Annotated in this window: 22 protein-coding genes; 14 read left to right on the forward strand and 8 right to left on the reverse strand. The window is 55.3% G+C overall.

Annotated features, from left to right (window positions below; genetic code table 11):
- Positions 1 to 137: 137 nt before the first annotated feature.
- From MED193_RS00975 to MED193_RS01000, 6 genes are all read right to left on the reverse strand, one after another.
- Entirely contained in the window at positions 138 to 872 is a 735-nt protein-coding gene (locus MED193_RS00975; protein WP_039965632.1) for a proteasome-type protease, read from the reverse strand.
- Positions 873 to 919: 47 nt separating this feature from the next.
- A complete protein-coding gene (locus tag MED193_RS00980) occupies positions 920 to 1,717 on the reverse strand; it encodes a transglutaminase family protein (RefSeq protein WP_009807748.1) in 798 nt (265 codons plus the stop codon).
- 12 nt (positions 1,718 to 1,729) lie between these two features.
- A complete protein-coding gene (locus tag MED193_RS00985; protein WP_009807749.1) occupies positions 1,730 to 2,671 on the reverse strand; it encodes an alpha-E domain-containing protein in 942 nt (313 codons plus the stop codon).
- Positions 2,672 to 2,675: 4 nt separating this feature from the next.
- Complete coding sequence (locus MED193_RS00990; RefSeq protein WP_009807750.1) at positions 2,676 to 4,103, reverse strand: circularly permuted type 2 ATP-grasp protein; 1,428 nt, start codon at positions 4,101 to 4,103, stop codon at positions 2,676 to 2,678.
- Between the two features lie 48 nt (positions 4,104 to 4,151).
- Complete coding sequence (locus tag MED193_RS00995) at positions 4,152 to 4,931, reverse strand: transglutaminase family protein (protein ID WP_009807751.1); 780 nt, start codon at positions 4,929 to 4,931, stop codon at positions 4,152 to 4,154.
- A 228-nt stretch (positions 4,932 to 5,159) separates the two neighbouring features.
- On the reverse strand, positions 5,160 to 6,038 hold the full coding sequence (locus tag MED193_RS01000; RefSeq protein WP_009807752.1) for a LysR substrate-binding domain-containing protein: 879 nt from the start codon (positions 6,036 to 6,038) through the stop codon (positions 5,160 to 5,162).
- A 97-nt stretch (positions 6,039 to 6,135) separates the two neighbouring features.
- On the opposite strand from MED193_RS01000, the gene MED193_RS01005 reads away from it, so the two are divergent.
- Entirely contained in the window at positions 6,136 to 6,840 is a 705-nt protein-coding gene (locus MED193_RS01005; protein WP_039965633.1) for an SDR family oxidoreductase, read from the forward strand.
- A complete protein-coding gene (locus tag MED193_RS01010) occupies positions 6,830 to 7,081 on the forward strand; it encodes a DUF6552 family protein (protein ID WP_009807754.1) in 252 nt (83 codons plus the stop codon). Before MED193_RS01005 ends, MED193_RS01010 begins: the two co-directional genes overlap by 11 nt.
- 93 nt (positions 7,082 to 7,174) lie before the next feature.
- On the opposite strand, the gene MED193_RS01015 is transcribed toward MED193_RS01010, so the two are convergent.
- Positions 7,175 to 7,519, reverse strand: a complete 345-nt coding sequence (locus tag MED193_RS01015; RefSeq protein ID WP_009807755.1) for a helix-turn-helix transcriptional regulator — start codon at positions 7,517 to 7,519, stop codon at positions 7,175 to 7,177.
- A gap of 109 nt (positions 7,520 to 7,628) precedes the next feature.
- On the opposite strand from MED193_RS01015, the gene MED193_RS01020 reads away from it, so the two are divergent.
- From MED193_RS01020 to arsH, 4 genes are all read left to right on the forward strand, one after another.
- Positions 7,629 to 8,648, forward strand: coding sequence for a succinylglutamate desuccinylase/aspartoacylase family protein (locus MED193_RS01020; RefSeq protein ID WP_039965634.1), 1,020 nt, complete (start codon positions 7,629 to 7,631; stop codon positions 8,646 to 8,648).
- 94 nt (positions 8,649 to 8,742) lie between these two features.
- The gene (locus tag MED193_RS01025) at positions 8,743 to 9,408 is read left to right on the forward strand and encodes an MIP/aquaporin family protein (protein WP_009807757.1); all 666 of its coding nucleotides are present in this window, start codon (positions 8,743 to 8,745) and stop codon (positions 9,406 to 9,408) included.
- A complete protein-coding gene (locus MED193_RS01030; RefSeq protein ID WP_009807758.1) occupies positions 9,401 to 10,579 on the forward strand; it encodes a MalY/PatB family protein in 1,179 nt (392 codons plus the stop codon). Before MED193_RS01025 ends, MED193_RS01030 begins: the two co-directional genes overlap by 8 nt.
- A 7-nt stretch (positions 10,580 to 10,586) precedes the next feature.
- Entirely contained in the window at positions 10,587 to 11,297 is a 711-nt protein-coding gene (gene arsH, locus MED193_RS01035) for an arsenical resistance protein ArsH (protein WP_039965636.1), read from the forward strand.
- Between the two features lie 63 nt (positions 11,298 to 11,360).
- On the opposite strand, the gene MED193_RS01040 is transcribed toward arsH, so the two are convergent.
- Complete coding sequence (locus MED193_RS01040; protein WP_009807760.1) at positions 11,361 to 12,284, reverse strand: LysR family transcriptional regulator; 924 nt, start codon at positions 12,282 to 12,284, stop codon at positions 11,361 to 11,363.
- A 98-nt stretch (positions 12,285 to 12,382) separates the two neighbouring features.
- Between MED193_RS01040 and MED193_RS01045 the strand changes: the two genes are divergently transcribed.
- The 8 genes from MED193_RS01045 to MED193_RS01080 all read left to right on the forward strand — a co-directional run bounded on the left by MED193_RS01045 (position 12,383) and on the right by MED193_RS01080 (position 20,537).
- Positions 12,383 to 13,171 carry an SDR family NAD(P)-dependent oxidoreductase gene (locus tag MED193_RS01045; protein WP_009807761.1) on the forward strand — a complete coding sequence of 263 codons (789 nt, stop codon included), beginning with the start codon at positions 12,383 to 12,385 and terminating at the stop codon, positions 13,169 to 13,171.
- Positions 13,172 to 13,855: 684 nt separating this feature from the next.
- On the forward strand, positions 13,856 to 14,842 hold the full coding sequence (locus MED193_RS01050; RefSeq protein ID WP_039965638.1) for a zinc-dependent alcohol dehydrogenase family protein: 987 nt from the start codon (positions 13,856 to 13,858) through the stop codon (positions 14,840 to 14,842).
- Positions 14,843 to 14,932: 90 nt separating this feature from the next.
- Complete coding sequence (locus MED193_RS01055) at positions 14,933 to 16,021, forward strand: LacI family DNA-binding transcriptional regulator (RefSeq protein ID WP_009807763.1); 1,089 nt, start codon at positions 14,933 to 14,935, stop codon at positions 16,019 to 16,021.
- A gap of 4 nt (positions 16,022 to 16,025) precedes the next feature.
- On the forward strand, positions 16,026 to 17,021 hold the full coding sequence (locus MED193_RS01060; RefSeq protein WP_009807764.1) for an ABC transporter substrate-binding protein: 996 nt from the start codon (positions 16,026 to 16,028) through the stop codon (positions 17,019 to 17,021).
- Positions 17,022 to 17,090: 69 nt separating this feature from the next.
- Positions 17,091 to 17,894, forward strand: a complete 804-nt coding sequence (locus tag MED193_RS01065; protein ID WP_009807765.1) for an ABC transporter permease — start codon at positions 17,091 to 17,093, stop codon at positions 17,892 to 17,894.
- Position 17,895: 1 nt separating this feature from the next.
- Positions 17,896 to 18,687 carry an ABC transporter permease gene (locus tag MED193_RS01070; RefSeq protein WP_009807766.1) on the forward strand — a complete coding sequence of 264 codons (792 nt, stop codon included), beginning with the start codon at positions 17,896 to 17,898 and terminating at the stop codon, positions 18,685 to 18,687.
- Positions 18,684 to 19,718: an ABC transporter ATP-binding protein gene (locus MED193_RS01075; protein ID WP_009807767.1), complete on the forward strand. Its 1,035-nt coding sequence runs from the start codon at positions 18,684 to 18,686 to the stop codon at positions 19,716 to 19,718. Before MED193_RS01070 ends, MED193_RS01075 begins: the two co-directional genes overlap by 4 nt.
- Positions 19,719 to 20,537, forward strand: coding sequence for a phosphodiesterase (locus MED193_RS01080; RefSeq protein WP_009807768.1), 819 nt, complete (start codon positions 19,719 to 19,721; stop codon positions 20,535 to 20,537).
- Positions 20,538 to 20,560: the final 23 nt, after the last annotated feature.

Consider the following 20,560-nt stretch of genomic DNA (forward strand, 5'->3'; position numbering starts at 1 on the left):
GCGCCATAAGCGTCGCTGCGCCGCAGTTGTTATCAAGGCAAAAGGAGTATCCCCCAGCCCCTAAAGCTGGTTAGGCATACCGGTTCGGGTGCTAAAACTCGCGGCAGGTTGGCTACGGGTTTCCCCGCCTCGTCTGCTTAGTCGATCCTGTAGCTTGGTAATTGGGCCAGCGCGTTGCGCAAGGCGTCCCCCCAGCTTGAGGAAACCGCTTGGTAATAGGCATCGTCCGCTTCGATCCGTGGTCTCGCGGTGGCTACAAAGCTGTCTTGAAAATAGATATGAAGATCAAGGGGTAGCCCTACTGACAAATTCGCCTTGATCGTTGAATCAAACGAGACGATCAGAAGTTTTACGGCGTCTTCGAATGACATGTCAGGGTCGTAGGCCCGCACAAGGATCGGTTTGCCATATTTGGCTTCACCAATCTGGAAGAACGGGTTGTCCTCCGTGATTTCAATGAAATTGCCTTCAGGGTAGATCAAAAACATCGTCGGTGCCCCGCCTTTGATCTGGCCCCCTACAATCACCGAGGCTTTGAATTTCGACGATGCTTGCTGTCCTTCAGTATGGCTATCGGCGATCACTTCTCGCAATGTGGAGCCAACAAGCCGCGCGATCTGAAACATGGTCGGCAGTTCTAAAATGGAGGGGCTACGTTCCGTTGTAACCTTTGAACGCTCCTCCAGAAGACTGATCAATGATTGGGTCGTTGCAAGATTGCCGGATGTCATCAGCGTGATGACCCGATCACCTGGAACTTCCCATGTGAACATTTTCCGCGTGACCGAGAAATTATCTACGCCTGCGTTGGTGCGGGTATCGGACATGAAAACCAAGCCCTTGTTCAATCTTAGTCCGACGCAATAGGTCATTGTTTTGGTCCAGTACGGGGTAGAAAATGCGAAACAGTCTCCCGTATCTATTGCTGAATTTGCAGCGATACAATCATCGTCTCGTCCAAAGCGCCCCTGCGAATGCCCGTAATGGGTGCCGCATCCCGTGAATCGAGGCCTGTCGCGATCCTGACGTAACGCTCATCCGGTGAAATGCCATTCGAGACGTCAAAGCCGACCCACCCCAGCCCCTCCACATGAGCCTCGGCCCAGGCGTGACTGGCATCTTGATCGATCCGGTCGTCCATCAGGAGATATCCGCTAACGTAGCGCGCAGGAATGCCTGCCACCCGCGCCGCAGCCACGAAGATTTGCGCATGGTCCTGACAAACGCCACCGCCAGCCTTCAGCGCCTCTTCGGCGCTGGTCCCTGCAAATGTATTTGCTTCGCCATAAGGCGCCGCTGCAAGAATTTCCTTTGACAATACGTGAAGGTCGCTCAGCGTATCGCCTTTGGGCTTTATATGTTTGGCGAGCTTGCGAATGCCACGGCCAGGTATCGTGCGGGGCGTAGATTGGCAAAAATGCCAAAGCGGTGCCTTACCGTAAATTTTGCCAAAGATACCATCAGACGAATGGGTTTCAATCACGCCAGAGACCTGAACGGAGACTGCGGTGGTGCCGGCATCGGCCTGAACCAATAGCGTTTGGTTTTGATATTGATCTTGAAACTCAAGCTCCTGCACCCCGCCGGAAATCGAGATATTCCAGTCCAGAACCGTCTGATGCTTTGTGGAGGTCGGGGTCAGGCGCACCTGTTGCAACCCATAAGAGACCGGCGCATCATAGGTGTATTGGGTGGTATGAGAGATTTCCAGTTTCATAATTTCAAATGCCTATCCGATGAACCGATAGTCTTTTTCGATCTGCTGTCCGATCGCGTTGATGTCGTCGATGAAGGCTGTGATGAATTGATGCAGCCCCTCGTCAAAAACCGTTGCAATTGTATGCCCGCGCAGCCTGTCACGCTGCGCGCTGATCATGTCGTGACAGGTCAAACGGGTACCATAATCCTTGGCGAGAAAACCGAGACTCTCTTCCAGAATTCGGCTGCAAAAGGACAGAGAGCGTGGAAAGCGTGGGTCAAGAATGAGGAAGTCAGCGACGCTGGCGGGCGTCATGTTTTCATCGTTGAGCCAACGAAACGACCGGTGCGCAGAAACCGAGCGTAAAATGGTTTCCCATTGCACGTTATCCAACGCAGACCCGACAAAACTGGCGGAAGGTAATAACGTGTAATACTTCACATCAATGATCCGCGCCGTATTGTCTGCCCTTTCCAATGCGATGCCCATTTGGGTGAAATCAAAAATATCATTGCGCAGCATTGTGCCGTGCAGAGCCCCGCGGACCAATGCGCTATGACGGCGAATCTCTCCGAGCACGGCTGGTAGGTCCGTTTCCTTGACAGGTGACTTGAGTGTCTGTTTCAGGCCCATCCAGCCCTCATTGACAGCCTCCCAAACCTCTGTGGTCAGGGCGGTTCGAACCATACGGGCGTTGGTCCGTGCTTTTTCAACAGCTGAGAGAACACTTGACGGATTGGCGGGGTCACGCAGCAGGAAATCCACCACATAGGCGGCTTCGTAGGTGTCATATTTTGCGTCATAGTTGCTGCGGGCACCCGCTGTGGTCACAACAGATTTCCATTCAGAGGCCGGATCATTGGATCGTGTCAGAGCAATCCTGAAACCGGCTTCGACAAGGCGCGCAGTATTTTCGCAGCGTTCCAAAAAGCGAAACATCCAATAGAGGCCACCAGCGGTTTTTCCAAGCATTCTGCTAGTCCTCCAGAACCCAAGTGTCTTTGGTACCGCCGCCCTGACTGGAGTTGACCACCAGAGAACCCGCCTTCAAAGCTACGCGGGTCAGCCCGCCAGGGGCTATGTCAATACCCTCAGGAGATACCAAGGCAAACGGCCGTAGATCGACGTGACGCGGCGCAAGGCCTTTTTTGGCAAAGATGGGCACTGTCGACAAAGACAACGTGGGCTGGGCGATATAGTTGCCTGGATTTTTGCGCAGTTTGGCGGCAAAGGAGGACAGCTCTTTCTTGCTGGCCGCTGGCCCCACAAGCATCCCGTAGGCGCCTGACCCGTGGACCTCTTTCACGACGAGCTCTTCCAGGTGTTCAAGCACATAGGCCAGAGAGTCCGGTTCTGAACAGCGCCATGTCTCGACGTTCTTCAAGATTGCTTTTTCGCCAGTATAGAACTCGATGATATCAGGCATGTAGGAGTAGATCGCTTTGTCGTCAGCAATGCCTGTACCAGGCGCGTTGGCAATCGTGATGTTGCCGGCGCGGTAGACATCCATGATCCCCGGTACACCCAGCATGGAGTCTGGGTTGAAGTTCAGCGGGTCAAGATAGTCATCATCGACCCTCCGATACAGAACATCGATATTCTTGTAGCCCCTGGTTGTTCGCATTGCGATGTGGCCGTCCACGACCATCAGATCATGACCTTCCACCAGCTCGACGCCCATCTGATCGGCCAGAAACGAATGCTCAAAATAGGCAGAGTTGTGAATTCCAGGCGTCAGAATGGCCACCGTGGGTTTCCCAGAGCATCCTTGGGGCGCACATGCGGCAAGGGAGCGCCGCAGGTTCTTGGGGTAGTCGCTAACCCGCTGAACTTTGATTTGGCTGAAAAGTTCAGGGAACATTTGCAGCATCGTTTCGCGATTTTCCAGCATATAGGACACACCCGAGGGGGTTCGGGCGTTATCTTCGAGCACGTAGAAATCATCCTCACCTGTGCGCACAAGATCCGTGCCGACGATGTGCGTGTAAACTTTCCCCGGTGGAGTAAGGCCGATCATCTGCGGCAGGAATGCTTCATTTCGCGAAATCAGTTCAGTCGGCACGATCCCTGCCCGCAGGATTTCTTGCCGGTGATAAATGTCGTGCAGGAAAGCATTGATGGCAACCACACGCTGCTTGATCCCTTTGGACAGTTTTGTCCACTCGCGGTTTGCGATGATCCTGGGGATCAGGTCAAACGGGATCAAACGTTCTTGGGCCTCGGCTTGCCCATAGACATTAAAGGTGATGCCGGTTCGTCGAAAAAACGCCTCGGCTTCCTTTGATTTCTTCGAAAGACGCGTGGGGTCTTCGTTTGCAAACCACTTTTGGTACTCGGCATACGGAGCGCGTACGCCATCTGAACCCAAAAGCATTTCATCAAAGTGGCGGCGTTCTAAATCCATAAGAACACTTTAGGAGGTACTGATGCTTTCGCAATGCGTATTGTTCGGTCAGATAATTCGCGACACATTAACTGCCTGTTTTTTGAGCGACATGCTGCCGTAGGAGGTCATGAAAGAGACGTCTGCGGCGTCCCTGCCCACACCAATTCGGGCAATCTCGCTCGCTTTTGCCATGCCTGTCGGGTCGACCAAATGCCACTTGCCCTCTAGATAAACCTCTGCCACGGCGTGAAAATCCTGGGGGGTGACATTTGGCGCATAGGCGCTCAAAAATCGGGCGGGAATGCCCACTGCACGTGCCATTGCGATCAAGACATGCGCATAGTCACGACAAACGCCTGCACGCGCCCCAAAACTGTCCGTTGCGGTTGTCATACCGTTGCTCACAAGGTTGTCGTAGGTGAATTCGTTCCTGATCCATTTGGACATCACTGCAATCAGCTGCCCACCAGAATGCGGCCCAAACAAAGCTGGGACAGCATTCAGGAAGTCTTCAGGGTGACAGTATCTTGAGGGCATCAGAAACTTAGTGACCTCACTGGGGATCTGGTTGAGCGGTGTGGTTTGCAGATCAGCCAGTTCAACACTCTGCCGATCTACCACGACCTTGGTTTGATACAGGCACTCAAACGCGTCGGCCACGCGCAGCCAGCGCCTGATCCCAACCTGCTCTTCACCTCGCACAATATTGGTTTCAATATCGGGTGAAATGCGAAACTGCATCTCCTCGAGCCGTTGCTCGGGATCTTGTGCCACCTCAATCTGCAGCAAAAGATCGCAAGGCTGCGCGCATGTGTAGATGAGGTGGGCCTGAATCGATAGAAGCAAGAGATATCCTCACGGGGCGAGCGAGCAGGGCGGAAACGTAGGACGTTTAGGCTCTCATCTTCCGGCCAAAGTGTCGATGCATTTTCCGACGAAGGCCTGAACCGCCCTTCGGGTAACCTAGCTGTCTGACCGGAACTAGCCTGAGGAGTGTACAAAGAATGAAGGCAGGAGCTACGCGGTTGTGCCAATCTCAGTACCTGGCGATTGTTGCGAAGGAGCTACTACTTATTAGTCCGTTTTGTTGGCCTGCGAGGTGAGCCAAGATACAACTGTGTCAATGGCAGCATTCGACGTGGTTTTGCGCAACGTCAACAAGTAGAAATCCTGAGCTCCGACGGCGTTCAGCGGTCCAATCTCAAGCAGATTTCCGGCGGCTATGTCATTGGCCACGAGAAAACGGCTGACCAAGGCGACACCTTGACCAGAGATCGCTGCATCCACTGCAAGGGCAGTTTGGCTGAGCCGAAGACCCCGTTTGCTTTGGTCTCCTATCCCCCATTCCGACAGCACTTTTGGCCAGAGATCATGTGTGTCATGAATTTTCGGCAAGTGGGCTAGCGTTTCATCGCTGTAGGGAGGGCGCGCGGTTTGCACCAGTTTGGGGGCAACTACGGCGATTAGATTTTGTCTAAATAAAAGCGTGGCATCTAGTGCCGCGCCGAACGGTGGCGATCCCTGTCTAACGGCGAGGTCAATGCCGTCACTATGGAAACTAGAGACTTTTTCAGTTGCCAGGATACGCAAATCTATCTCGGGATGTCTGTTTGAGAAATCTGGTAGGTTTGGAATGAGCCACTTTGAAGCAAAGGTTGGCGTCACGCTGATTAGAACTTTTCCGTTCTCGGGCTTTAGCTGGGCCGTCGCCGAACGCAGCTCGGCAAAGGCGTGTGCAATTCTCTTGTGATAGCTGCGGCCAGCAGGTGTCAGGGCAAGTCCTTTGGGGAGACGTTCAAAAAGCGTGATGCCGAGATGCGCTTCAAGTTGACGTACCTGCTGTGCCACGGCCCCTTGGGTAACGCCCATCTCATCTGCAGCGGCACGAAAGTTCAGCCTACGGCCAGAAACATCAAAGGCCCGTAGCCCGTTGAGGGGAGGAAGATCTATCATTTGACGATAGTATTTCTACTGTCGCGAAACATCAATTCTCAATCCAGGAACTTGGAAAGATCCAATATAATTGACGGGAAAAGCATTGGAGTTGGATATGTCAGTAGAAAAAGTAGCCCTAATAACAGCAGGTGGTAGCGGGATGGGCGCAGACGCGGCGCGGCGGCTTGCAGCTGACGGATTCAAGGTCGGTATCCTCTCATCATCGGGTAAAGGCGAAGCACTAGGCACTGAACTCGGCGGTTTTGGTGTCACCGGGTCCAATCTCAATGGCGATGATTTGTCCACGCTTGTGCAGGGGGCACAGGAGCGGTGGGGCCGGGTGGATGTTTTGATCAATTCGGCAGGACACGGTCCTAAGGGGCCGGTGTTGGAAATCAGCGATGACGACTGGCACCAGGGTATGGAGGTGTATTTGATGAATGTGATCCGCCCGACGCGGTTGATCACCCCTCTGATGCAAAGACAGGGAGGTGGGGCGATCATCAATATCTCTACCTTTGCCGCGTTTGAACCTGATCCGCTCTTCCCGACATCTGGTGTGTTTCGCGCCGGGTTGGCTGCTTTCTGCAAGCTGTACTCCGACAAATACGCCTCAGACAACATTCGCATGAACAACGTCTTGCCCGGCTTTATCGATAGCCTGCCTGAAACCGCAGACCGCAAGGCCCGCATTCCGATGGGGCGATATGGCCGTACCGAAGAAGTGTCCTCGATCATCTCGTTGCTCGCTTCTGAGGGCGGCGGCTACATGACTGGCCAAAATTTGCGCATTGACGGGGGATTAACCCGTGCCGTCTGATCTCGCTCTTCGCAGGCAGTACCGCGAACGCCTCGTGTTCATGGTCAAATGGGCGGCATCCGCCATTCAAATCATGGGGTACACTGCGACGGGGTTTGGCTGGACACCCTGGAACCTCTATCTGTTTCTAATTGGTGTTCTGGGTTGGTTTGCCGTTGGCGCATTGTGGAATGACAGGGCTTTGATGCTTGTCCACTTGGTCGCGCTTGCGGCCATGATCGCAGGCATGACGAGCGGTTAAGTTCCTGCGTTGCCCTTCAGGCAAACTGGTGCGCTGATCAAAACGGACACAGAGCTGTCGTTGCCCGCTGAGGCCGGCCTTTCCCTTGCAGGGTTAGCTTTGCAAGGGATCTGCCATATCCAGCAGAGCAACAATTTCAGAGCAGTTTTCGAATTGCCCTCCGCAACAATCTGCGATCAGAAACTGGACGAGCGCATTCACACTGGCGAGGTTTGCCGAGTAGTGGATTTCACGTTGATGACGGGTTGCTGTTAGAACGCCTGCGCGTTTCAGAATGGAGAGATGGCCAGAAAGGGTTGACGGCTTTGTCCCCAGTCGGCGCGAGACTTCCAGAGCTGGCAAGCCTGTTGGGCCAATTCTGACCAACAATCGGAAAGCCTCCAGTCGGGTGGGGTGTGCAAGGGCCGTAAAGGCTTCGAGGGCGTTGGCTTGATCCATAATTCGTTAATGCCCGAAATAACGAAGCTTGACAAGCGAACCGGTCTGGTTTCATTTAGCGAAACGATATTTCGGAAATTTCCGAAATGATGTTTTTTGGGAGCCATCGTTGACTGCAACATCCATTACGTCAGAAGTCGACTTCACCGTGACCGGAAAACAGGCGGCCTTTTTGCGTTTGCCACATTCTGTCCACCGTTCGGCTTATGGTTGGATCCCAGTTCCGATCACCTGTATAAACAACGGCCCGGGCCCAACTCTCCTCATCATGGCTGGAAACCATGGCGATGAATATGAAGGACAGATCGCTGTTTCAAACCTCGCGCGTTCGCTGGACGTAGCTGACATTCGCGGTCGCTTGATCCTGTTGCCAATGGTGAATACGCCTGCGGCTGAGGCTGGTCTGCGTATCTCGCCAATTGACTCAGGTAATCTCAACCGCTCGTTTCCTGGCAGCGCCACCGGCACGCCAACTGAAATGATTGCGCATTACATCGAAGAGGTTCTGATGCCTCTGGCGGACTATTCGGTTGATCTGCACTCTGGTGGTAGCTCCCTGTTTTATCCGCCCACCCTGCTACGCGGCCAGGGACACAGCACCGAAGAAACAAAGGCTCTCCTCGATCTGCAAGCGGCGTTTGATCTTCCCTATGCATGGGTCTTTACTGGCGGCGGTGGGCGCAGCAGCTCGGCGCGTACTGCCATGGGGGCTGCCAACCGCAAGGGTGCTATCAACGTGATGGCGGAACTTGGCGGGAGCGGCGTGGTCACGCCTGAGATTCTACAGAGCACTGAACGTGGTTTGCGACGCATTCTGAACTCTTTGGGCATGTTGCCAGACTACCAGCCAGACGCGCGCCGTGGCACCCAAGAGCTGAACGTGCAGGGGTCGGTCTATGCCTATTCGGCTGGTATATTCGAGTCAACTAAATCGATCGGTGATAATGTTGAGGTGGGGGAGACTGTCGGCCTTATTCACCATCCGGAAACGCCGAAAGCCGAGCCTGAAAAGGTTTCCTCTCCCTACGCAGGAATCGTCCTGTGCTCTCGTGCGATGGCACGGGTCGAGAGGGGGGATGCGGTTTTTCAGATCGCGTCCGACGCTGAGGCGGAAGCGGACAAGGCATGAATGTGGAGCCCCTCACGCTTGCCGCTATCTGCGACAGCTATCACATGCGGCAACATCGACGGGGCACGGTTTGTATTCCCCACAGGAGACGATTATGACGCTTGAACGACGCCTTATGGCAGAATGGCTTGGGACGTTTTCGCTTTTGGCAACCGTCATTGGCTCCGGCATCATGGCCGAGCGCTTGGCAGATGGGAATGTCGCAATTGCGCTCTTGGGAAATACGATCCCGACCGGGGCAATCCTTGTGGTGCTGATTACGATATTCGGCCCCATTTCGGGCGCGCATTTCAACCCGGCGGTCACCTTGTGCTTTGCCCTGCGCCGCGAGATTGAAAAGCGTGACGCGCTTTTCTACGTTGGCGCGCAGGTGTTTGGTGGGATCATTGGCGTGCTGGCGGCCCATGTCATGTTCGACCACCCGCTGGTCGATCCGTCCACCACCACTCGCAGCGGCATCGGCCAATGGGCGGGTGAGTTTGTCGCGACCTTTGGCCTGGTAGGTACGATCCTTGCCTGTCTAAAGGCGCGCCCAACTGCGGTGCCAATGGCTGTTGGCCTATATATCACCGCAGCCTATTGGTTCACCTCTTCCACATCCTTTGCAAACCCCGCTGTCACGATTGCGCGTGGGTTTTCGGACACTTTCGCAGGGATTGCGCCAGTGGATGTGGCCGCTTTCATTATGGTTCAGGTGATCGCGGCTGTGATGGCGACAGGGTTCTTTGGCTGGCTACTGCGTGAGGAAAACCATGGCTGAGGCATTCGATTTTGACGAGGTGATCAATCGCCGCGATGTGCCTGCGCTCAAATCCCACCGCATGGTGCTGGGCGAAGACGGGATGGACCTGTTCCCGGGAGGGGTCGCGGACATGGATTTTCGCGCGCCCCCGCCCGTACGGGACGCGATGGCGCAGCGGTTGTCCCATGGTGTCTTTGGCTATGAGACTGTGCCGGATGGTCTTTTGCCTGCCCTGACGGGATGGATGAAGGACAGACATAGCTGGAATATTGTTCCCGACCACATCCTGCGTGCGCCCAATGTGCTCAACAGCCTGTCGATGGCGGCAAATCTGTTCACCAACCCCGGAGACGGCATCATCGTTCAGCCGCCCGTGTTCTTTGATTTCGCCGATATTATTGCCGAGAATGGACGGCGCCTGGTTGAAAACCCGCTTGTCTTGTCCGCAGGCAAGTATGACATGGATTTTGAAGGCCTGGAGGCCTGCGCCGCCGATCCGCGCACCAAAATGCTCTTCTTGTGCAATCCACATAATCCCGTGGGGCGGGTCTGGAGCAAGGAAGACCTGGCGCGGCTCGGCGCAATTTGTCGCCAGCACGGTGTGCTCGTCGTGGCGGATGAAATTCACGGGGATATCACCTTTGCGGGGCACGCCTACACACCCTTTGCCACGGTCTCAGAAGCAGATGCTCTCAACTCGATCACCTGCCTGTCCCCTGCCAAGAGCTTCAACATTGCGGCCTGTTGCGGGGCGTTCACCATCGTACCTGAGGAGGGACGTCGTAATGCCTTCAAGGCTGAAAACAGTCGCCTGACGGTGAATAAGAACAACGCCTTTGCAAGTGTGGCAATGGAAGCGGCCTACAGGCAGGGCAGCCCATGGTTGGACGCGGCTGTTTCATACATTGAGGGCAATCTAGCTCTGGTGCACGCGCGTTTAAACGATATCCCGGAAGTCACCTTGATCACGCCCGAAGGCACGTTCCTGCTATGGCTCGATTTCCGTGCCTTGGGCTTGGCCCAGGATGACTTGACCCGATTTTTGCGCACAGAGGCCGGCTGGGCCATTACCCGTGGCATTGCATTTGGAGAAGCAGGCAAAGGGTTCGGACGCCTGAATATAGCCTGCCCACGGGCGCGCCTGGACCAGGCCCTTGATGGGCTGGATGCGGCAATTTCAAAACGATGAGACAAACATGACTGACACACCCAACATCGAAGATGACCACTTTCGCGCCATTGACACTGATCGGCTGTTCGCAAGCGACGACATCGGTCAACCGCCCCGTATTTTGCTGCTTTACGGATCCCTCCGGGCGCGATCCTTTAGCCGCTTGATGACCGAGGAAGCCGCCCGCGTTCTACATCGTTTCGGGGCCGAGACTAAGACCTTCAACCCCAGCGGATTGCCACTGCCCGATGATACCGAAGCGGACCATCCAAAGGTTCAGGAACTACGCGACCTGGTGGCCTGGAGCGAAGGCATGGTCTGGTGTTCGCCGGAACGACACGGCGCCATGACAGGCATAATGAAAGCACAGATCGACTGGATTCCGCTCTCGCTCGGGGCTGTCCGGCCAACCCAAGGCAAGACACTGGCGGTGATGCAGGTCAATGGCGGCTCGCAAAGCTTCAATGCTGTTAATCAGTTGCGTATTCTTGGTCGCTGGATGCGCCTTCTGACGATCCCCAACCAATCCTCTACGCCCAAGGCCTTTCTGGAATTCGACGATAATGACCGGATGAAGCCATCGCCAAACTACGACCGGATGGTTGATGTCATGGAGGAATTGGTCAAATTCACGCTCCTCACTCGGGGGCGTTCTGATTACCTTGTTGAACGTTATAGTGAGCGGAAAGAAACCGGTGAAGCGTTGATCAGGCGCGTGAACCAGACGGCGATCTGACGCGCTTTCGGGGAGCCCGCAGGTTTTGTTTGCATGCGCGTCATACCCGTTGCGGCGCGCGTGTCAGCTGCGGTGTCTAGGCGTCCTGTGGGCCACATTTGCACGACCCAATTGATCGATCAGAAAATCCATAAAAACACGGACTTTGGCTGAAACGACATTGCTTTTGGGATAGATCAGCCAAAGCGCGGGTTCGGTCGACAGGGCATAGTCGGGCAATACACGGGTCAGGGTTCCGTCTGCGATTTCCTCTTGCACCGCCCAGAGCGAATTGACGGAAATGCCGGCCCCGTTGAGCGTCGTTAGTTTTTGGGTCAACCCATCGTTCAGGATCAGACAATGTGCGGCGGACTTGGGGTCAAACAGCGCCTGCATCCCGTTGTTAGAGATCAAGGCCTTTGGTTCGGTATCTTTAAAGGCAATCAATCGGTGTTTCGCCAGGTCTTTTGGATTAGCCGGAGTGCCATACCGTTCCAGATAAGCGGGCGAAGCACAAAGGATACGGGTATCATCTGCCAGTTTGCGCGCGGTGAGGCTGCTATCGGCAAGAACCGCGTTGCGCAGAGCGAGGTCAAAGCTGCCCTCGATCAGATCAAACTGCGAATCCGATAGATGCAGGTCGAGCCGAAGGTCAGGGTACTTGTCCATAAATGTCGGCAACAGCGGTGCTAAGTAGAGTTGTGCAAAGGTGCTGGGCGCCGCAAAGCGCAGGGTGCCGCTGACCTTGGTGCGGCCTTTGCCTAGCGCGGCCAGCGCGGCTTCCTCCTGCGCGATCATTTCACGCGCGTAGGGCAAAAAATCCTGCCCCTCGAGGGACAATGAAACCTTGCGGGTTGAGCGGTGTAGCAGATCCGCACCGACAAGACGCTCTAGCTTGGCGATACGTGTGCTTGCGACTGCAGGCGCCATGCCCAGTGTGCGACCCGCCGCGCTGATATTCAGCGTCTCACAGGCGAGAACAAAAAGGCGCAGGGTTTGAGTGTCCATATTATTTACTTTTCTGGAATTCTGAACTCAAATATACCCTGTTTATATCGAAAACAGAAGTGATAATACTGCTAGCGAGACGAGCACAGGAGCTGCCAATGACCAAGACAATTCTCATCACGGGCGCTACCGATGGTATCGGTCTTTTGACCGCGCAAACTCTTGCGGCTGAAGGGCATAGAATCCTCTTGCATGGTCGCAATGTGGCCAAGCTGGAGGCAGCGGCAAAAACTGTCGGCGGCACCACAGAGCAATATATAGCGGATCTGTCGAATATGGCGCAGGTACATGCACTGGCCGCGGCGATTGTTGCAAAGCACAATCAGATTGATGTGGTCATCAACAACGCTGGCATCCTCAAGACCCCGATCACCAAGACCAAAGAGGGGTACGATTTTAGGTTTGTGGTGAATACCTTTGCCCCCTATGCGCTGACGCGCGACCTGCTGCCGATCATGGCGAAAGACGGTCGTGTCGTGAACCTATCCTCGGCTGCGCAGGCACCGGTTGATCTGGAGGCGCTGCTGGGGCGCAAAAAGCTGGACGATATGGCCGCCTATGCCCAGAGCAAACTGGCCATTACAATCTGGTCCCGCGAGATGGCAAAGGCCCTGCCGGAGGGCCCCGTGTTTGTCGCCGTGAACCCAGGCTCCTTGCTGGCCTCGAAAATGGTCAAAGAGGGCTTTGGCATTGCCGGAAACGATCTGAGTATTGGCGTGAACATTCTGCGCGAAGCCGCATTGGGGACCTCATTTGCAGATGCCAGTGGCAAATATTTTGACAATGACAGCGGGCAGTTTACGCAGCCACATGCGGCTGCTCTGGATGCGGCGCATAGTGCCGATGTAATGCAGGCTATCCAGGATGTGCTGAGCCTACAGCCCTAAACAGCTTCGGCCCGACTGAAACCGGGCCTTGGTCCCCCCATCAAAACCAAAGTAATCCGCCAGAGAATTCTGCGCGGCGCCGAGATAGGCAAGCCAGTGAAGTATGAGAACTTCACGACATTTGACATCAAAATCGAAAGCGCTATTGCCGCCGTCATCTCTTATTTGGGGGCAGTGAATGCGTAAGGTCAGGAAATAATGCCCGATTTTAATTGCCTGGCCAGCGGCTGAAACGCGACATAAAGGTGGTCATCGTTCTATCTGACAGCCCGGAAATCTGATCTGCCGCTATGACTCTGAACTCCAGAAGGAGATGCCCACCGAGCCCGCGACACGTGAGGAGCCGCAGGTGCTTGATCTGTAATCGGTTTGAGAGCGCATCATCAGGTTCAGCTGCCCGGTTTTGATGGCGGTCCAACAGAGCTTAATGCGAGGAAGCGTTGGAGCGCGCCGACAATATCAACCGACGGTTTTGCCCCGTTCTATAGGCAGTCGTGCGCCATCTAAGCGCGCTTACGAGGGTCGCCATCTGCGCAGCCCTCGTAATGCTGTTTTCAAAGCGCAACCAATGATACAGATTTAATTGTATTCAAAATCGGAAAACTGAACTTAGTTTTGGGCCAATTTACTCCAATATGTAGCACTATACATAGCTTGCATCTCTCACTTACTAGGATGTGCACAATGAAAGCTATGACCCTCACTGCTTACGGTGAAGCCGCAAAATTCGAGGCTGCCGATCTGCCCAAGCCGGAGCCGATCTCGGGCCATGTTGTGATCCGTATTGCGGCCAGCAGCGTGAACACAGTTGACACAATGATCCGGGCAATGGGCCGTGACCTGCCGCTTTCTCCGGCTCTGCCTGCGGTATTGGGCATGGATTTTGCCGGGGTTATTGAGGCCGTTGGCGAAGGCGTGAGCGCGTTTGCCGTTGGCGATGAGGTCTACGGCTGCGCCGGCGGATTGGCTGACCTGCAGGGCACATTGGCTGAGTTCATGCTTGCCGATGCGCGCTTGATCGCCCACAAACCTAAATCCATCTCAATGCGCGAGGCCGCGGCCATGCCTCTTGTTGGGATCACTGCCTATGAGGGGCTAGAACGGGCAGGCGTCAGGGCGGGCCAAAAGGTTCTGGTACAGGGGGGCGCAGGCGGCGTTGGTCATCTGGCAGTGCAGCTGGCCAAACATTTTGGCGCAGAGGTTTATGCCACCGGTACGGGCCACACCCAGATGGGCGTGATCAAGGGGTATGGGGCGACGCCCATTGATTTTGCTGCTGAAAAGATCGTCGATTATGTAGCAAAATATACCGACGGCGCAGGGTTTGATCTGATCTTCGACACCGTTGGTGGCGCCAATATGACCAATTCCTTCGAGGCCGCAGCGCTGAACGCCAATATCGCCTCAACCGTAGGTCTGCTGGAAATAGATCTGTCGCCTGCACATTTCAAAGGACTGTCGCTGCACATCGTCTTCATGCTGTTGCCAATGCTTAGTAATCTAGGTCGTGAAAACCACGGGGCGATCCTGGCTAAGCTGGCAAAAATTGTAGACCAAGGCGCATTGAAGCCACTTCTGGATGAGTCTGTATATGGTCTCGATAACCTCGCTGGGGCCTATGACCACCTGACCAGCGGAAAGGCCATCGGCAAGGTTGTAATAGACGTCTAACCAAACGAGTTGGTGTCTGAAAGCGACTGTCACACTCCTGTAGAGAATCACCTGTAACAAATATGGAAACGTTTCCATTCAGGTGCTGTCATGCCCCCAAAGGCCAAGGTCACAATCAAAGATGTCGCGCTCAAAGCGGGATGTGGCATTGCGACTGCAAGCCGGGTTTTGAACAATTCAGGCCCCACCAGTGCTGAGGTACGCGAACGGGTCAACAGGGCAGCACTCGATCTGGGGTTTTCCTTCAGCGCCATCGGCCGCGCTTTGCAGAGCAGCAAATCCATGACTGTGGGCTGTCTTGTGCCCTCGCTCGCCAATCCGGTTTTTGCCGAAGCGGTGCAAGGCGTTCAAAATGAGCTGGTGGGCACCAATTATCAGCTTTTGATTTCCAGCTCGAACTATGATGACAAAGCCGACGACGATGCGATTTCGACACTTGTCTCCAAAGAGGTGGACGGGTTGATCGTGACGATGGTGGCACCAGAACGGAGCCCGGCCCTGAAACTGGCACATCAGCGCGGCATTCCTGCTTCGCTGATGTTCCATGACCCGATTGAGGGGTTTGCGACCTCATATGTGGACAATTTCGAAGCCGCACGCGAAGTGGCGCAGCGGTTTTCAGAGTACGGACACCGACGGACCGGATTTCTGGCTTTGCGTCTTGCAACATCAGATCGCTCACGCAATCGCTACGCCGGTTTCCATGCGGAGTGCCGAGCGCGCGGTATGCCCGATCCGGTACTTATCGAGCTTAGCGAAACAGACGCAAATCGACCTGAAAAACTAACAGCTATCCTTGCCGCTCATCCCGATCTAACGGCGATTTTTGCCTCAAATGATTTTCTTGCTATTGCAGTGCAGAAAGCAGCACGCCTTTTGGGCTGGATCGTCCCGCGCGATTTGTCCGTCGTCGGCTTTGACGGGATCGAAATTGGCAAGCTCCTGGATGTTCCGCTTACGACGATTGAAACCATGCCAGAGAAGATGGGACGTCAGGCAGCGAAGTCACTTCTCACCGCGATGCAGGGAGGAGTGCTAGAGCAATTGCCCCCCCTTCCTTTCAGATTTCGCGCAGGTGCCACGCTTGCAGCGCCGCGCGCGAAAAGCCGAGACGACGGTCGGGTTGCAGCCCAACCGCCGTCAGTTCCCCTGATCAAGACCATACTCAAACAAGGATGAACCCATGAAACATACTGCTCTTGCGATGCTCTTCGCAACCAGCATTGCAGCGCCCGCCATGGCGGAAGATGCAATCTGTTACAACTGCCCGCCACAATGGGCCGACTGGGCCTCGATGCTCGAGGCGATTGATAAGACTCTCGATATCCAGATGCCACATGACAACAAAAACTCAGGCCAGACGCTGAGCCAGCTTCTCGCTGAGCGCGCCAGCCCGGTGGCAGATGTGGCCTATTACGGCGTCACAACCGGCATCAAGGCCGGCAATGAAAAAGTTGCACAGCCCTATAAACCTGCCGGTTTTGAAGACATCCCAGAAGGGTTGAAAGATCCCGAAGGCAACTGGTTTGCCATTCACTACGGCACGCTTGGTTTCTTTGTGAATGTTGATGCTCTGGGCGGTGCTGATATTCCGCAGTGCTTTGCCGATTTGACCAAGCCCGAGTACCGCGGGATGGTTGGCTATCTCGACCCTTCATCGGCCTTTGTAGGCTATGCAGGCGCAGTGGCCGCGAACATTGCTTTTGGCGGGGATCTGGGAAATTTTGATCCGGCAATCAAATACTTCAACGACTTGGCTGCAAACGATCCGATCGTTCCAAAGCAGACCTCCTTTGCACGGGTGGTCTCCGGCGAGATTCCAATCCTGTTTGACTACGACTTCAATGCCTATCGCGGAAAATACGAAGAGGACGGAAATTTTGAGTTTGTTCTGCCCTGCGAAGGATCAGTGCGCGTGCCCTACGTCATGAGCCTTGTTGCCGATGCGCCGAACCCTGAACTTGGCAAGCGGGTGCTTGATTTTATCCTGTCGGACGAAGGTCAGGCAATCTGGACAAACGCCTATCTGCAGCCAGCCCGGCCCGTGGAACTGCCCGCAGAAGTCGCCGAAAAGTTCCTGCCCGCCAGCGAATATGAGCGCGCGATGGCCGTGAACTACGCGGAGATGGAAAAGGCGCAGGCAGGTTTCGGTCAGCGCTACCTCTCCGAAGTTAAGTAACGCGCAACCAAACGGTCGGGCGGAGCGCCGTTGTTTCGCCCGATTGTTGTCTGCCTTGGAATTCTCGACATGACACAACGCCAATTCCTGCTGCTTTGCTTTTTGCCGCTGGCGATATTTACGCTGGCCTTTTTGGCCTTGCCGCTCGCGCGCCTTATCCTGGCCTCAAGCGAGAGCGAAGCAGGCTGGGCGATCTATCTAAAAATCCTGCAAACCCCGCGCTATCTTTCGACGCTGCTTCAGACTGTTTTGGTGTCAGTCGCTGTGACCTTTGCGGCGCTGGCGATCTCGACTACTGCGGGTCTGTTTCTGGTGCGCAACACCTTCCCCGGGCGGAGTGTGCTCCTGTCGATCCTGACTTTGCCACTGGCCTTTCCAGGGGTGGTTGTTGGATTCATGATCATCCTTCTGGGTGGACGTCAGGGTTTGGTAAACCAGCTACTTCCGGGCCATTGGGTCTTTGCCTATTCTGTCTTGGGCCTGTTTCTGGGCTATCTCTATTTCTCGATCCCGCGAGTGTTGCTGACTGTAATGGCCGCCGCGGAGAAGATTGATCCAGCATTGGAAGAGGCGGCGCTGACACTGGGCGCTCCCTCCTATCGGATCACCCTTGATGTCCTGCTTCCCGCCCTTGCGTCGGCATTGATCGCGGCGGGTGCGATTGCTTTTGCTACCGCAATGGGCGCCTTTGGAACCGCCTTCACCCTCGCCACCAAAATCGATGTCTTGCCGATGGTCATCTATACCGAATTCACACTGTCAGCGAATATCGCGATGGCCTCGGCCCTCTCCGTGGTTCTGGGCCTTGTGACCTGGGCATTGCTGCTGATCGCCCGCAGTTTCTCTGGCACGACCGTGGCGGCAGGAGGGTAACATGCTGAAATCAAACACAAAGCTCCTCCAGCTCAGCGTGACACTCGCGGCCTGCGCTTTTCTCTTCGTGCCAACGCTGCAATCTGTCTTGGCTGGGGTTACTGCCAATTACTTCAGGGGCGTGTCTTCGGGTTTGACCCTGAAATGGGTTGGGCAGGTCTGGGAGCTCTATGCGGGAAGCATTTTTTTGTCGATCCAGATTGCTCTGGCCTGCCTTGCGGCTACGCTGATTATCGGCGTTCCGGCGGCCTATGCGTTAGCCAGAAACCCTGGTCGAATGTCACGCGTGCTTGAGGAGTTTATCTCATTGCCGCTTGCCGTTCCTGGTCTCGCGCTGGCGTTGGCACTCTTGCAGCTCTATGGAACCAACCACGGCTTCCGTACCCATTGGAGCTTTATCCTCGTCGGTCACGTGCTTTACACGTTGCCGTTCATGGTCCGCTCAGTGATGTCTGTACTTGCCGCAATCGACCTAAAAACCCTGGAGGAGGGCGCCGCGTCACTTGGTGCCAGCCCGCAACGTCGGTTTTTCGATATCGTTGTGCCCAATGCTCTGCCTGGTATTCTTGCTGGTGCACTCACGGTTGTTACCCTCTCGATAGGAGAGTTCAATCTAACCTGGATGCTGCATACGCCCCATCTGAAAACCTTGCCAGTTGGGTTGGCCGATAGCTATGCCTCAATGCGGCTCGAAGTCGCGTCAGCCTACACGCTGGTCTTTTTTGTAATGATCGTGCCGCTTCTCCTCGCCATGCAATGGGCCTCTGCCCGCGCCCAAAGGATCACTCAATGACGCTGACACTGCGCAATATCGCCAAGACCTTTGCTGGCGGAACCCGTGCCCTTTTGCCCACTGACTTAGAGATCAACAAAGGCGAGATTGTCTCGCTTTTGGGCCCGTCGGGCTGCGGAAAATCGACGCTTCTGCGCATCATTGCCGGGCTTGAAACGGCCGACCCAGGGGCCGCGATCCATTTTGACGGCGAGGATGTAACCGCGCAACCAGTGGAAAGCCGCAAGGTTGGCATGGTGTTCCAGTCCTATGCGCTGTTTCCCAACATGTCAGTGCGGGGCAATATCGCCTATGGGCTGAAGATGCAAAAGCTGCCCAAATCCGAGATCAAGGCACGGGTGGATGAGGTCGTCACCTTGTGTCAGCTGGAAAAATACGTATCCCAGCCCATCGCATCCTTGTCAGGTGGGCAACGCCAGCGGGTTGCTTTGGCCCGCGCCTTTGCACCGCGTCCGCGACTGTTGCTGCTGGATGAACCGCTCTCGGCACTTGATGCCGCGCTACGGACCCAATTGCGCGATGAATTGGCACAGCTGCTGCGTAACTTTGGCATTACCGCTATTTTTGTGACCCATGACCAGAACGAAGCAATGGCCATCGCCGATCGCGTCGCTGTGATGTCCCATGGCAAAGTCGCTCAGATCGGCACACCGGAAGCGCTCTATCGCAATCCGGATACCGCCTTCGTCGCCAGGTTCGTTGGGGATGCCCAGCCACTTGTTGGCCGGATCGAAGGCAATATGCTCTATCTCCAGGGTGGAAAACTGCCCCTGTCGAGAGCGGCAGAGGGGCATCAGGCCTTCGTGCGCGCCGAGGATATCCGCCTTGAACCGCGAGGGCCGCTTTGCGCCAAGGTCGAAGCGGTTACCTTCCTGGGCGCCCACTACCGTATTGCGCTTACTGGCGCGGCAAAGGAGACGCTGTTTGCCCTATATGGCGGGCTAAATGCCCCCAGTCCTGGCGACACCGTGCGCCTTGCCATCGCGCCTCAATCGATCCTCACCCTGCCAGTTGATAAAGAAGTCGCATAGATGCCCCGCTTTGTTCAAATCACCGATACCCACATCGTCGTCAAAGATGCCCTTGTCTGTGGCCAGTCTGACTCCTCCAAGGCACTGGAAGCCGCCGTCACGACACTCAATACTAAATTGCCTGTGCTGGGTGAGGTGGATTGCGTGATTGTGACAGGGGACCTGACGGACCATGGCACGCCGCAAGAATACGCACAGTTTACCGCGATCATGGCGGGTCTCAAATTGCCTTGGCTTGCAGTTCCGGGCAACCACGATCAGCGTGAGGCAATGCGAACAAGTCTTTCGGCTGCATCCTGGATGCCGCGATCCGGCCCCATCCAATGGCACTACGATTTAGGTGCATTTTCATTGATCGGTCTCGATACGCTGTTGGAAGGCGCCCATCATGGCGAGCTGTGCAAGGAAGGGTTTGCCTTCTTGGACGCAACTCTAACTGCGATCGGCACTCAGCCCGTGATCGTAGCGACCCATCACCCCTGGATGCACTCTGGTATTGCAGCCATGGATGCTGACAATCTGCGAAACGGTGCGGCGCTGATGGACCGTTTGGAAGCGCATCCTGGCCCCGTGCGCATGATTTCGGGACATGTCCACCGCGCGCTGACCACACAAATCGGACGCGTGACCTGCCAGGTGGCCCCCGCAACCTGCCACGCGGTAGATATCGACCATCGCCCAGGAGTTTCAAACGGGTTGATCTTGGAACCCGGCGCAGTGACCATTCACAGCTGGCTCACCACGCCAGAACCCTGCCTGGTCTCTGATATTATCCCAACTGGCGTGTTCGCTGGCCCCTGGCCGTTTAGTGATGGCTGAAGCCGTGCTAACCTAGACCTAGG

Source organism: Roseobacter sp. MED193, assembly GCF_000152965.1.
GTDB lineage: Bacteria > Pseudomonadota > Alphaproteobacteria > Rhodobacterales > Rhodobacteraceae > Pseudophaeobacter.